At 54.1% G+C, this 13,652-nt stretch carries 9 protein-coding genes; 2 read left to right on the top strand and 7 right to left on the bottom strand.

The genetic code is table 11. The features are described 5' to 3' along the window. Nucleotides 1–617: 617 nt before the first annotated feature. The 3 genes from ASC96_RS12100 to ASC96_RS12090 all read right to left on the bottom strand — a co-directional run bounded on the left by ASC96_RS12100 (nucleotide 618) and on the right by ASC96_RS12090 (nucleotide 4,147). A complete protein-coding gene (locus tag ASC96_RS12100; protein WP_060503288.1) occupies nucleotides 618–1,736 on the bottom strand; it encodes an acyltransferase in 1,119 nt (372 codons plus the stop codon). A gap of 75 nt (nucleotides 1,737–1,811) precedes the next feature. Next, nucleotides 1,812–3,134, bottom strand: a complete 1,323-nt coding sequence (locus tag ASC96_RS12095) for an O-antigen ligase family protein (RefSeq protein WP_060503287.1) — start codon at nucleotides 3,132–3,134, stop codon at nucleotides 1,812–1,814. Nucleotides 3,135–3,559: 425 nt separating this feature from the next. Then, a complete protein-coding gene (locus ASC96_RS12090; RefSeq protein WP_060503352.1) occupies nucleotides 3,560–4,147 on the bottom strand; it encodes a sugar transferase in 588 nt (195 codons plus the stop codon). 425 nt (nucleotides 4,148–4,572) lie between these two features. Here ASC96_RS12090 and asnB point away from each other — a divergent pair, with 425 nt between their 5' ends. Beyond that, nucleotides 4,573–6,537, top strand: coding sequence for an asparagine synthase (glutamine-hydrolyzing) (gene asnB / locus ASC96_RS12085; protein ID WP_060503286.1), 1,965 nt, complete (start codon nucleotides 4,573–4,575; stop codon nucleotides 6,535–6,537). A 167-nt stretch (nucleotides 6,538–6,704) separates the two neighbouring features. Here the strand turns inward: asnB and ASC96_RS12080 are convergent, their stop codons facing one another. Continuing rightward, nucleotides 6,705–7,895: a calcium-binding protein gene (locus ASC96_RS12080; RefSeq protein WP_060503285.1), complete on the bottom strand. Its 1,191-nt coding sequence runs from the start codon at nucleotides 7,893–7,895 to the stop codon at nucleotides 6,705–6,707. A gap of 287 nt (nucleotides 7,896–8,182) precedes the next feature. Next, nucleotides 8,183–9,268 (bottom strand): glycosyltransferase, encoded by a 1,086-nt coding sequence (locus ASC96_RS12075; protein WP_060503351.1) that lies wholly within the window; start codon nucleotides 9,266–9,268, stop codon nucleotides 8,183–8,185. A 453-nt stretch (nucleotides 9,269–9,721) separates the two neighbouring features. Here ASC96_RS12075 and ASC96_RS12070 point away from each other — a divergent pair, with 453 nt between their 5' ends. Further along, nucleotides 9,722–10,627, top strand: a complete 906-nt coding sequence (locus tag ASC96_RS12070) for a formyltransferase family protein (protein ID WP_060503350.1) — start codon at nucleotides 9,722–9,724, stop codon at nucleotides 10,625–10,627. A gap of 131 nt (nucleotides 10,628–10,758) precedes the next feature. Here ASC96_RS12070 and ASC96_RS12065 read toward each other — a convergent pair whose 3' ends face one another. Continuing rightward, the gene (locus tag ASC96_RS12065; RefSeq protein WP_200956623.1) at nucleotides 10,759–12,123 is read right to left on the bottom strand and encodes an FAD/NAD(P)-binding protein; all 1,365 of its coding nucleotides are present in this window, start codon (nucleotides 12,121–12,123) and stop codon (nucleotides 10,759–10,761) included. A 162-nt stretch (nucleotides 12,124–12,285) separates the two neighbouring features. Then, complete coding sequence (locus ASC96_RS12060; RefSeq protein ID WP_060503283.1) at nucleotides 12,286–13,476, bottom strand: calcium-binding protein; 1,191 nt, start codon at nucleotides 13,474–13,476, stop codon at nucleotides 12,286–12,288. Between the last annotated feature and the right edge of the window lie 176 nt (nucleotides 13,477–13,652).

Below are 13,652 nucleotides of genomic sequence, written 5' to 3'. Positions count from 1 at the left end.
CAACTACTCGCACGGAATCATATCGTCGAACCCCAGCGGTTCGAGCGCTCAAATTAATCTATAAGAAATATATACTATTCTCCCAGAGGCATCGTATGAGCGAAATACCTCCGCATCGCCGCAGCACAAAGCTACGTCGAAGAAATCCCCGATATGTAAGAGCTTTCTTTCGTTAGAAGGTTTGCATAAAATGAATAATCTGTAAAGCTTATTTTAGCCTCAGCTATTCTAACGCATTAAAATGGTAATCTATACCTTCTTCATTGCATCCATCGAAAACATATACTTAATGCCATAAATCCCAGTGCTAAATCGTTTGAAATTTCCATTCTCAAAACGAAAAACATCAACGATCTGAAAAAAGAGGCCACACTTTCCAGCAACAGTTCATCCTGTTGCAACGCTGGTTCAGCAGAACAATTCCACCCGGCCGAAGCGGCGATTTTGCTGGGCGCACCAACATTCGACCAGCGTCGACGAAAACCGCAGGCTTCAAAGATTGAAAGTGCTCACCCCATATCGATCAAACAAGCAACGCGGTTGCGCAGTAGGCTCAGCATCATCGGCCTCCAGATGCCCCGCCAAAGAGTACCGTTTAAGGCTCTGCTGAATAGGTGCTATTCAACGGAATTGGTCCGATAAACTCGCTGATGGAAATACCAGTTGTAGGGCCATCGCTCAAGCAAGATATGCGCAACGTGACTGAGGCCGACAGACGCAACGAAAACCGCCAATCCAAAGATTGCGATCGAAAACCAAACATCACTGGTGAAAAGCTGCAGCTGAATGAAAACTCGCCTTACAAAGTAATAGGCGTAAGGATGCACGAGATACAAGCTATAGCTTATGGCGCCTATGTATTTTGAGAATTTATTATTAAATATAATACTGGTTAGGCTGCGCGGATCTACCGCAAGCCAAAAGTAGGACACGGTAAAAATCAAAGCTCCCAGAGCGGCCGGATTCGAGAAATCGGAGAGTGTATAGTCAAACACTCCCCGGCTTGCTGAATAGGCGGTGGCAAAAAACAGAGTTGCCTCGAACGTCCGCAACACGGCTGTCCCCATCGTTATCCGTGAGCCAAAGAGGCGGATCAAGGCGCCTGCCAGGAAGAAGATCGATATGGGAAAAACGGCGAGAAAAACCAGCGATACCGCCCAGGCCAACGCAGCCGCTACCGCGTTTGGTCGTTTAACCGACGTGTAGACGACCCAGCATGTAAGCGCATAGAACATGACCTCGTAGCTCAAGCTCCATGCATTGGGGGTGAGCTGTTCAGTTCCAGTGAAGAGATTTATGAACAGGAGTCCGGAAACGATGCTCTCTATATTATTCGTTTTTGGATATTCGTTGGTTAAGTAGTTCAATGTTATAAATACTACAGAAGCTACAAAGAATAACGGATAGATACGCAGAAACCGACGCTGCGCGAACTCCTGAATGGAGTATCTCAGGGCGCTTGGAAGGATCACATAGCCACTGATCACAAAAAACAATTTAACGCCAAAGACACCCAGAAACCATGGCGCCTCTATGGCATGCACGTAGCTCTCGTTGGCCGGGTAGATATGGCGAGCTGTCCCGCCGAGAATATGCGCCCCAAGCACCATGATTGAGGCCAAACCACGCAAACCATGCGCGGCAACGTTGAATTCGCCTGCCTTTTCAACCGAGTTTAAGGCAGCACGCCTGACAGGCTCGCTTGCCGACGGTCGCGCTAGTATTTCATCAACCATTGGAGGCCCCGCCAAGTTGCTCAAGGGCAGAAGCCGTCTGCCGCCGGTCAAAAGACATCTAAATAGTAGCGTGGCTTAGCCCAGCGCCCCGAGCGGGCTGGGCGCTCGATCAGTATCGGCCCTCCCTCGCAGCAAGCCACGCTCCTTGTCTGCAAAAGTCGAGGCAAGGAATATCGGGAGAAGAACCGGCAAAACCCAGAACCGGCTATAAATGTGCGGAAGAGCATTAGCTGCCAGTAAGAACACCGTGACATTTGCAAGGATTGCCGCAGCAAACGGGCGCCCGCCCGGCACTTTTAAAACCGAAATAGCCGGACCCAGCCCGCCCAACACCATCACAAGGAACCCGATCGCGCTTATCAGCCCGCCTTCTATCCATAAGAGCAGATAGACGTTGTGAACAGGTGCATGGTATTGGCTGCCCACGCGATACTGATCCGCTCCGACGCCGATAAAGATAGTGTCCGACGTCATCTCCAGGGCTTCGTTTATCAGCTCGACCCGCCCATCGAAACTACCGGCTTTCCCGAGGTCACCGGTTTCCAGCGCCCCAAGAACTCTTTTCTGGAAGGTGGCAGGAAGATATTCGGTCACAAGACCGCCACTGAGAGCCAAGATCGTCACGCCGATGGCTAACGGCAGCAGCATACGCTTCCAGCTCAACCCGAGAAGGGCAAAAATTCCCACTCCACACACAAGCGACATAAGGCCGGAATTGGAGCCGGTGAGCAAAATACCATAGGTCATGATTGCTACCGCCAGAAATCCGGTTGTCTTTCTCATGTGACCTGTCGTGCAGAGGACGAGGACAATTGGTACACAAAGCGCTATGACGGTCGCGCATTCATTTGTGCGCTCCATTAGACCGGTTAGGCGTCCGCTGCCGGTTACGAACACCGTATCCCTCTGCCCGTCATAATGGATGAGATACACTCCATGGAGGCAGATCACCGAGATGGACAGGACATAGACTTTGGCAAAGGTCACGATGTTTTTTGCGGATTGACTGCTGAAAATCAACATTATTGCCAAGTATGCATAGGCATATTGCGCAACGACAGCCATCGCGCGCATTGGATCGGGAGATTTCATGCTGCTTATCGTCAGGCCCGCGAGCAATGTGGAGAGCCCCACCAACCAGACCGCCGCACTCATTCTTCCGAAGGGATAAAATGAAATCCGCCCACTCAATAAAAGTACAACCAGGGCGGCCGCGAACATAATATCAGAAAATGTAATGTTTCCTGCTGTGGGACGTATATAAACCATAGAGCAAAGGAAAACACCGCCGACGACGAGCGGATAATCAAAGAACATGATGATCTTTGATCGTCTCATTTCGGCGGAGTAGGTTTTCTCTCGCCATTCCTGATCAAGATCGTTCGGAATATCTGTCATATTGCGATCTCGCTGCGTCTATACAGCTGTGTTGAGATTTTTTGGGTAGGTGCGAACCTCCGCACTAAATAATATTTCCTGGCAAACTATTCTGATGGCAGATCATTCGTCCGGGTTTTTACGCAAACACATTCCCATCCAGACCCAGACGTGACATCCTGCGTGATGCCGTCCTAAGGCCTGCGGCCGTCAACCGCGCCGGGCGTAGCCAATGCCCGATGCCTCGGCCATCTGGCGAAAGCTCACGATACACGGCAATGATCCTAAAATCGAGATAAACAAAATCAAATGTCACTCGCAACGGAACGCTGCTCGAAATAATCCGATAGCAAGTTCGATCTGCTCTCGTCTGCAAAAGTATATTTTCCGGTCGAACACCAGAATGAGTGTGTAGCGCCGGTGTCTACGCCCATAGCTTGAAACCCTTACCCTACGTCTTTCCGCTTCGCTGCGGCCAGCCGGCTTTCACTTAACCTTTCTCCAAAAATCATCACTGAAGCCGTCATAATCAGAATTTGAAGGTCAATCCAGAAGGATCTGTTTCGGATATACCATAAGTCGAGGTCTATCTTGTCATCATCCGTAAGGATGGCATTGCCGCTGATCTGCGCCCACCCCGTCAACCCCGGCTTTACAGAGCAGCGCAGAACCCCACGCTCGCCAAGGCTGCGTATCGTTTCTGGAAGAATGGGACGGGGACCAATCAAGCTCATATCGCCGACAAGGATGTTCCAGAATTCAGGAAGTTCGTCCAACCGGGATCGGCGCAGAATCCGGCCAAATGTGGTTGTACGTTTCTCGTCGCTGAGGAGCTTGCCCTTGCTGTCCCGCGCATCCGACATGGACCGGAACTTGATCATTCTGAACGGGCGCTCGTCCTTGCCTGCCCTAGATTGAACGAAAATTGCCGGGCGGCCGAGTAGAACGATGACGGCAATTGCAACCAGTATCATGACAGGCAACATTAACAGCCCGGCGGAAAGTACGAATATGATGTCAAGAACACGGTTCATAATATTTGCCCCAGCAAACATTCGACCTCTTATTTTTATCCACCCGGAAGAGATCCGGCAAGAAATTTCATCTTCCGATTTTCAATAACTACGCATTGACGGCAACGGGCTGTTCGTTCCATCATCAAAGACGGAAGTATATGCTGTAAGGAAACTGCCATATTGCATATCGGGATGACCACGTGGCCAGCACTCCACCATCCATGGGCCTCGATCGCAATTGATGACAGCCTGTTGAACGATGTTTTTCCTGGTCACCAGCCGAGGGGTGGCATCCGGGAAAGCCAGGTTTTTAAAGTGATATATTTAAGGACCGGCTGGAGCCGCGAGCAAGGTAGCGGACGACGAGCACCTGCTCCCGATACGTCAGCAAAGGGTATTTCGACCGCCATCAGACGATAATCATTCGACCGAAGGGAACAATGATGTGTGGAATTGCCGGGCTCGTAAATTATACGGGACGCCAACGTGAAGCATCGACCGCCACCCTGAAACTGATGGCCAGCGCTCTTGCGCATCGCGGCCCGGACGCCGATGGAATATGGCTTGCCGAAGATGGCCATGTCGGCCTTTGCCATCGCAGACTCTCGATCATTGACCTGTCTCCGGGAGGTGCGCAACCGATGCACTCCGCCAGCGGCCGCTACTCGATTGCGTACAATGGGGAGATTTATGGGTTCCTGGGATTGCGCGCCGAACTGGATGCGCTCGGGCTACAATTTCGCGGCCACTCCGATACAGAAGTGCTTCTGGAAGCCATCGAAGCATATGGGCTGGAAAAAGCATTGGCGCGCTGCAACGGCATGTTCGCCTTTGCCCTTTATGACAGTGTAGAACGCAAAATCATATTCGCCCGGGATCGACTTGGTAAAAAGCCTCTTTATATCGGAGTGTCCGGTGATGCGATTGCTTTTGGTTCCGAACTGAAGAGCATCAGAAAACACCCGTCTTTTCACTCTCCCGAGATAGATCGCGACGCAGTTACGCTGTACCTGAGATACAACTACATCCCCACTCCCTATTCGATTTATCGTAATGTTTTCAAATTGCCGCACGGTTCGTGGGTCAGCATCTCGGTCGATCAGCCTCCCGCCTCTCTTGCGGCAGTTCTGGCCTCTGCAAGATCCTACTGGGACGCATTCGAAGTTGCCGAGCACGGATATGCGCACCGTATCGGATCCGAAGAGGAGGCTTTGGATCTTCTCGACAACGCGCTGAAAACAGCGGTCAGCGAGCGCCTGGTGTCGGATGTGCCTGTCGGTGCGCTTCTTTCCAGCGGCATTGATTCTTCTCTGGTTTCCGCCGTGATGCAGGAAGTCTCGGCAACGCCCGTCAAAACCTACACTGTCCGCTTCATGGAGGAACAGTACAATGAAGCGGATGCCGCCGCGGCCGTTGCCCTTCATCTGAAAACGGATCACACCGAAATCACGGCGGAACCTGAAATCGCTCTTCGGCTTATCCCCGATCTGCCTGATGTCTATGACGAACCTTTTGCCGATCCATCACAAATCCCGACGTTGCTCGTTTCAAAACTCGCACGAAGAACCGTAACCGTCGCTTTATCCGGCGACGGCGGCGACGAATTTTTCGGCGGCTACAAGCGCTATCAACGAATGGTGACCTTTGACCGCCTGGAAAAAATGACCCCCACGTTCGCGCTGAAGGCAGCGAAGTTCGCACCCGAATGGCTGCTAGACGCCGCAGCACCGCTTGGCCGTCACGCTCTCCCCTCGGCTTTGCGCGACGAGGCCACCGGCAGCCGTGTGAAGCGGCTTGCCGAACTGCTTCAGATTCGCAACAGAGACGACCGGTATCTGAATTTTGTCTCTCAATGGCCGGATGCGGCCGACATCGTCATCGGCGGACGTGAGCCGCCGTCTGCAATGTCATCGAAGCGAATTCCAGCTGTTCTCGAGCCGGTCGACAGGATGATGTACAGGGATATGGTTGCCTATCTCCCCGACGATATTCTAGTCAAACTGGATCGGGCCTCAATGGCTGTCGGTCTTGAAATGCGCGCGCCCCTCCTCGATTATCGCTTCGTCGAACTGGCCTGGCGTTCGCCGCGCGCCTTATGTTTTTCCGAAGGCCAAGGCAAGCGCGCCCTGCGCAAACTGCTGGCCCGCCGGTTGCCCGAAACTCTCCTGACGCAATCAAAGCGAGGCTTCGGCATCCCGCTTAACGCCTGGCTTCGCGGCCCCTTACGTGCCTGGGCAAGCGACTTGCTATCTCCGTCCCGCTTGCGTCGAGACGGGATTTTCCGGGTGGAACCCATTGAAGCGCGTTGGAAGGAACATCTTTCAGGCAAGCGAGACTGGGGCGCGCACCTTTGGACGATCCTGATGTTCAATTCCTGGCTGGACCGCTGGGCCAGCCAGGAGCATTAACTGCGCCGGTAAGGCCGCTTGCCTCACTGGGCCCTCAATGTGGACGCCGGCCTGGCCCCCTTCCCGCAACTCGCGAGACAGTGACAGATCGGATGATTGGGCGCAGATGACGTGGGGCATCAGCATTGATTTTCCAAGCCTGCGACACGGCGCCAGGTGGGCCGCGCTTATGACAGCATAAAGTCCGACTGACTGAAATTCGCTGCCGTAAGATTGCCCAACGGGTCATCGATGAGAACGGAAAATGCATTGCCCGAAGAGTCATGCCCCTTGATGATGACATCGCCACTGACATCGTCGTAGGCATAAACCGTTCCGTTGGTTCCCGAACTCGAATATTTGGTCAGTCCGAGCCTTTCGAAGCTCAACGTATCGATACCGTCCTGGAAATCCTTGACGGTATCACGACCGGTCAGGACACTGGCACCCTTGAAAGAGAACTGGTCTGCGCCTGCGCCACCCCAAAGCGTGTCAGCACCGGAATCACCGATCAGAACGTCATTTCCAGCGTCGCCGTAGATAGTGTCATTTCCATCGCCACCATAGAAACGGTCGTTTCCGTCGCCACCTCTCAAGGTGTCCGCTCCGGCTTCACCGCTAATGGTATCGGCACCGGCATCTCCAAACGCCACGTCGTCTCCGCCGCCAAGTTCGATACTATCATTGCCATTGCCGCCATGCGCTTCATCCTTGCCCCCCTCGGAATCGATCATGTCGTTACCATCGCCACCGCTGAGGTAGTTGTTGCCGTCTCCGCCATCGACCCGATCATCGCCGTTTCCGCCGAACACTTTATCGTCGCCCGACTGCCCCTTGAGCGCGTCGTTACCATCCTCGCCATAGATGGTGTCATTGCCAGCAGCTCCACTCACGGCCTGCTGTGTCAATTTCCCCGTCGCGGGATCAATGCGGTTGGTGAAACCGTCATTGCTGCTACCTGCATAGATGATATCGTCTCCGTCACCGCCATCGATATATTCCTCGCCGGCGCCACCATAAATCGTATCGTTTCCAGCGCCGCCCAAAAAGTGATCGTGACCGTCGCCGCCCTCCAGAATGTCGTTCCCAAGGCCGGCGTCGAAAATATCGTTTCCAAGGCCTCCAAGAAACCTGTCATTTCCCGCGCCGCCGTCGAAAGTATCGTTACCGTCACCGCCTTCGGCATAATCGTTGCCGGCCCCTGCCTTGAAAAAGTCGTTCCCGGTCCCGCCGTAGAGCTTGTCGTTGCCAACTCCGCCGTCGAGAAAGTCATCGCCTGCGTTGCCGTACAGGATGTCATCGCCATCATAGCCGTAGATTTTGTCTGCAGCGCTCGTTCCCGTCAGCTTATTTGCCAGGGTGGTTCCTTTGAGAATCATGATTACCTCTTCGCTTGGTAGGAGAGGCGCTGGTAGGAACGGAATGAGGCGCAAAGGAGGCTTGCAGCGATTTCACAACCATAAGAGGAAATAAAACCAGACTCCATCCATGTCTATCTGTGGATAAAGACTGAAAATACGCCAATTCTAATAATACAAAATTATTAAATTTCAGTGATTTAATTCAAACCTCGCCCACAACCCGGCCATGATCGCATTTAACCTTACGACATACTTTATCAATCTCGCCATCATGCGAAATAATTTGATTAGTCAACGAGATATCCTCATATTTTATTCAAAAATTCCAGATACTTGGCTTCTACTGCAGCCAGCGTATATTCACTCTCGATTCGCTCTCTGGCGTTGCGGGCATATCGCGCATAACCGCCTGGGCCTGCATCGAGCAGTGTGCGCATAGCCCCCGCAAGTGCCTGCGGATCTCTCGCCGGCACAGCGATACCGCCATCGCCGACAACAATGGCGGCGTCGCCAACATTGGTCGTTACCACCGGCTTGGCAAAGCTCATCGCCTCGGCGATGACATTGGGAAACCCCTCCGTCCGCGAAGACAGCGCCAAGATATCGATGCCTTGATAGAATCCGGCCATGTCTGCGACTTCCCCCTGCAACTCGATCCGGCCCGGCGGCAGCGCGGCGTCAGCAATCAACCGCACGACGGCGGGATTGTCCCAGGACAGTCCATGCCCGGCGGCCGTAAACGTCACATCCGGATGTGTTTGAGAAACCAGCGTGGCTGCATGGAAGAACGTGGCGTGATCTTTTTGAGGATGAAAGCGGGCCGCTATGCCGATCCGTTTCGCGATGCGGGACACCGGCGCGGAAAGAGGCGGAAGATCAAAACCGTTCGGAATGACAATGGCATTATGATTGCTGTAGCCATAGGCACCGTGCATTTCGAGAGCGCGTGAGGAATTATAGATAAAGCCGGCAGCACGACGCGACAGCAATTTGGAGACAGCAATGGCGATACGTGAACTGCGCGACAATGACGATGGATCGTCCAGCGACTGACGGACATTCCAGAACACGCGCGTATGTTGGCGCGAAAGGCCCGCAGCGATCGTGCCGGCAATCATTGCATGATACATCCAGCACAACACGACCGTGGGCCGCTCCTGGCGGATCAACTTGGTCAATGTGAAGATCGCCCCGACCAGCGCAGTCGGCACTCCGGCTTCCAGTGCGACATAGGTAACTCTGGGATTATTAGCGAGGGCGCGATTGCGCCCCGATATCCCCATAAGAGATACAACAACGATCCGTTGGCTGCCTGAAATCCGCAACAACCGAGTGAGCATAGTCTCGGCACCGGCGCTCGCAGTGAAATTGGTAATGACATGCATGATCATCATGGCGGTCCGTTTAATACTCAAGCGCGTCGTTTGTTTCCGATAACCCCGATTTGCAATTGCCAGAACCATTAGCTTTGCTTCAATGGAAGCCAGCCAGTTACCGGCGGCGAAAGCCATTGTCATCCAAACAAAGCCACCGGTCCACTCGATCGCACAACCGGTTGTTTTTCACACAGGCAGGTATGCGAATGGCATTCGGTTCGAGTTGGAAATGATATCGTAGCATAATGAAATATTCGTTGGCGGCCCGGCATTGTTAACTGCTGGACAGTATCCCGCACGTGGTGTTCTATATCTCTAAATTACAGATATTTTAAATCTGGAACCTTTTGTATCGTTGTCAAGTCTGCCCCACCGAAGCTTTCGCCCCGATGCGTTCAGAAGACGAATTTATTCGGCTGATTGGTGGACGGATTGAAGCGCCTGGGAACTTTTTCGGGATGGGAAATGATGCGTATTGTTCTTGTTGGCGCCGTGGAAAGCTCGAACGTCGCATTTAATGCGCTCGTGAAAGCCGGAAAACCTCCAGTTCTCGTGGTGACCCTCCCGCAAGACGCCGCTGATCGGCATTCGGATTTCACCGACATCGGTTCACCGGCCGCCGCGATCGGAAGCGCAGTGTTCCGCACGACAAATACAAACGCGCCTGAAACGATAATGGCGATAGAAAATGCGGAACCGGATGTCACTTTCGTCATTGGCTGGTCCCAAATCTGCAAAGCGCCTTTTCGCGCCATTGCTCGTATCGGGAGCATCGGTTTTCACCCAGCCGCCTTGCCTCGATTGCGGGGGCGAGGCGTCATTCCCTGGACAATCCTGCTTGGCGAAAAGACGGCGGGATCTACGTTGTTCTGGCTCGACGAAGGCACGGATTCCGGCCCTGTCCTACTGCAGAAGATCTTTCACGTCGGAGAAGAGGAGACAGCGCGCAGCCTCTATCTCAAACATATGCGCAATATCGAAGAAATGATCCCGGAAGCCGTGCACCGGCTTGAGACGGGCGACGCCCCGAGAATAGAGCAGGATCACCGCCAGGCATCCTATTGTGCGAAACGTACGCCTGAAGATGGCTTGATCGATTGGCGCATGCCGGCTGCGCAGATACTGACCCTCATTCGAGCCGTGGGCGATCCGTATCCTGGCGCTTACACAAGCTGCAACGGGCTCAAACTTCATATTGACACTGCTGCGCCAGCTTCCCCCATACCCCGTTATATTGGCATTACCGGTCAGGTTCAGGCACACACTCCACGCGGCTTTGTCGTCATGTGCGGTGATGGCCTTTGCATTGAAGCCCATAACTGGCGCTCACCGAGTGGCAAGCCACCCCCTGTGCACAGCAAGCTGCAGGGCTGAAGCCCAACACGCAAGCGCCGTCACTTGCACTTGACGTTCCGAGCCTTTCCCGCACCGTGGAAACCCGCAACCAAGAGCCAAAGGCGCTCGCCTGACGGAATTTAGCCCGAGACTGCCGATAAAATCCGTCGCTACACTGCAAGCGTAGGGCAGGACGAGATGGCTGCTGCAACCAGCTTCGCCTGGACCCGGATATCGGGAACCGCCGTGATTTCCCAAAATTGTCCGGCCGACAGAGCGCCAACGGCAAACATGCGTGACTGGGCCTGGCCGTTTGAATCAAGCACACGGGATTCCGTGTCGATCGCAATACCGAGACCAAGCGCGTCGGCGCTGATCATACCTGTCTTCAGCATTTCCTTCAGGAGCGGGGAGTGGTTGACGCCAGCCCGCTCCATCCCCGTACAGTTCACGATCCAGTCCGTCTCGAACGACGCCGATCGATCACATAAGCGCGGGCGATATGTGACTGCGACACCGTTTTGGCTGTCCAAGATGGATTTCACAAATCCGGCATGCAGCTTGACAGTGCCATTTTTGATCAAGGAATCGAACCCTTCGAACACCGTCGGTGAAATGCGATGACGGTGGATGTTCCACCAGGGCAGAGCATGCCGGAGAAAACGTGCACGCTGCTCGCGAGACAACTCCTGCCATAATGCCTGAGTGTCCGGCCTCAGGCCGTCCATCACAGCACGCCAGTCCGCACCCTCCCTAATCTGCCGGCGCAGGGCACCGAGAATTGCACTGATCTGCCGTTGGCCAGCCGGCAATGCAGGCTTGATGGGAGACACCCGGTGCGAGTGATGGGGATGCGGCACTAGGCCCCTTCGCGACAAGACGCGAATCTCGCCTCGATGGCCGCGAGCGCGCAATGCCAGGACTTGATCGATCATCGTCAAACCTGAGCCCAGAACGCAAACCCGGTCCCTCTCCCCTACCCTCAGCAACCAGTTCAAGCGCCAGGGATTCTTGATGATGTGGCGTTTGGCGCCGGCCGCTAACCCCTCAGGCGAAACCGGCAGTTGCGCGCTACCGACACCGAGACAGAACACGACCGTCTGTGCGATCAGTTCCGCAGCATTGTCCAGTTGAAAGACCGTGCCGACCCGGTACTGCTCAACGCAGCCTGTTGCCTTGGCCTTGATGAAGCTGACTTTCGCTCTGTCGTGACCGCGCAGCAGGGACGCCAGCGTGTCTCGCAAATACAGCCCGTAATCGCCGCGGGAGGCAAAATCGTCGCCAGATTTCCCCTTGCCCTTTGCTTCCAGCCACATCAGGAAATCGTTTGGCTTATCTGGAAAGACACTCATGCGACCAGCGGGCACGTTCAAGCGATGAAGATGGAATTCAGTGCGATAGGCCGTACCACGGCCAAATCCCCGGTTGTCGCCAATGATTGCGATCGAACTCGATGCGGGAAGCAGTTGTAGTAGATTGATTGTCACGGCTATCGCCGAGAAACCGGAGCCAACAACAACGATATCGTAAACCAACCACATCTCCGATCAATCGTCTGCCATGCGTATCGACATGGCACGAACGGAAAATTCGATGAAGTTCAATCTCTGCCAAGCCTATCCTATTAATTAGGAATGGCAATCAGCGACAGCATGTGACGCGCGTGAAAGTATTCATACAGTCTCCTCGCGGCGCTGCTAAGCGAACAAGAAATCAGCACTGCTGAAATTGGATGCGGTCAAACTATTGCCTGGATCATCGACAAGCACCGAGAAGATTTTCCCAGCGGCATCGTAGCCTTTAATCAGAACACCTCCGGTTGGATCGTCGTAGGCATAAACGGTACCGGCCGCACCCGTGCTTGAATATTGCCGGATACCAATTTTTTCCAGAATGAGAATATCGACGCCATCTTGAAAATCCATAATGGTGTCCTGCCCGAGAAAAGCGCCGGCGCCCTTGAATACAAACCTGTCGGCATCTGCACCGCCCCACAGCACATCCACCCCTGAATCGCCGATAAGGGTATCCTGGCCCGCGTCGCCGTTTAGAACGTCATCTCCGTCACCGCCGTAGAACAGGTCATTGCCGGCGCCGCCATTCAGGACATCATTGCCGCCCTCACCGCTTAAACTATCCGCGCCGGCATCCCCGAATGCAATGTCGGCCCCGCCGCCCAGTTCGATCCTGTCGTTGCCATCGCCGCCGCGCGCCTCGTCGATGCCGCCTTCGGAATCGATGATATCGTTTCCATCACCACCGGAGAGAAAGTTGTCACCATCTCCACCATCAACCTTGTCGTCGCCGTCACCGCCGAACATCCGGTCGTTACCGGCTTGCCCTTTCAAGAGATCCTTTCCGCCTTCGCCGTAGATCAGATCGTTACCAGCTCCACCGCTCACTGCTTGCTGTGTCATCAGGCCGGTGGCTGGGTCGATACGCTCGCCAAATCCATCATTCCCTGAACCCGCATAGATCACATCGTCGCCATCGGCCGCGTCGATATATTCCTCACCGGCTCCACCATAAATCGTGTCGTTACCGGCCCCACCGAGAATATGGTCATGGCCATCGCCTCCATCGATGAAGTCGTCGCCCTGACCGCCCTCGAAAATGTCGTTACCCAGGCCACCGATAAAATGGTCGTCGCCTGTGCCGCCATCGAAACTATCTTTCCCGTCACCACCTTCGGCGTAGTCGTTTCCGGGGCCAGCCTTGAAGAAATCGTCTCCGAGGCCTCCGTAAAGCCTGTCGTTGCCATCGCCGCCATCGAGGTAGTCATTGCCGTCATATCCCCACAACACGTCGTCGCCAGCGTAGCCATAAATCGTATCTGCGTCATTGGCGCCGAACAACACGTCTGCCAGCAGAGTTCCCTTGAGAATCATTGTTTCATCCCCCTGAGATTTTAGGACGGAAGGCGCCACGATGGCGGTTCAAGCCCCGTCTAGGCTTTCAATCGGCGAAAAAGTGCTTCGAGAAATCACGGCGCTGAGTTCTGAATTCGAATAAATATGAGAGGGGCCTAAAATAACACTGTGGGCTTGGTTTTACAACGTGGAAC

This window comes from Rhizobium sp. Root1204 (assembly GCF_001424965.1).
GTDB lineage: Bacteria > Pseudomonadota > Alphaproteobacteria > Rhizobiales > Rhizobiaceae > Pararhizobium.
The sequence above is the reverse complement of the archived record's forward strand: the minus strand, read 5'-3'. Positions and strand labels throughout refer to the sequence as shown.

Excerpts from the sequence above, each read along its gene's own strand:
- ASC96_RS12100 (WP_060503288.1), bottom strand. The coding sequence starts at position 1,736 with ATGGTTGATGAAATACTAGCGCGACCGTCGGCAAGCGAGCCTGTCAGG.
- ASC96_RS12095 (WP_060503287.1), bottom strand. The coding sequence starts at position 3,134 with ATGACAGATATTCCGAACGATCTTGATCAGGAATGGCGAGAGAAAACC.
- ASC96_RS12090 (WP_060503352.1), bottom strand. The coding sequence starts at position 4,147 with ATGAACCGTGTTCTTGACATCATATTCGTACTTTCCGCCGGGCTGTTA.
- asnB (WP_060503286.1), top strand. The coding sequence starts at position 4,573 with ATGTGTGGAATTGCCGGGCTCGTAAATTATACGGGACGCCAACGTGAA.
- ASC96_RS12080 (WP_060503285.1), bottom strand. The coding sequence starts at position 7,895 with ATGATTCTCAAAGGAACCACCCTGGCAAATAAGCTGACGGGAACGAGC.
- ASC96_RS12075 (WP_060503351.1), bottom strand. The coding sequence starts at position 9,268 with ATGATCATGCATGTCATTACCAATTTCACTGCGAGCGCCGGTGCCGAG.
- ASC96_RS12070 (WP_060503350.1), top strand. The coding sequence starts at position 9,722 with ATGCGTATTGTTCTTGTTGGCGCCGTGGAAAGCTCGAACGTCGCATTT.
- ASC96_RS12060 (WP_060503283.1), bottom strand. The coding sequence starts at position 13,476 with ATGATTCTCAAGGGAACTCTGCTGGCAGACGTGTTGTTCGGCGCCAAT.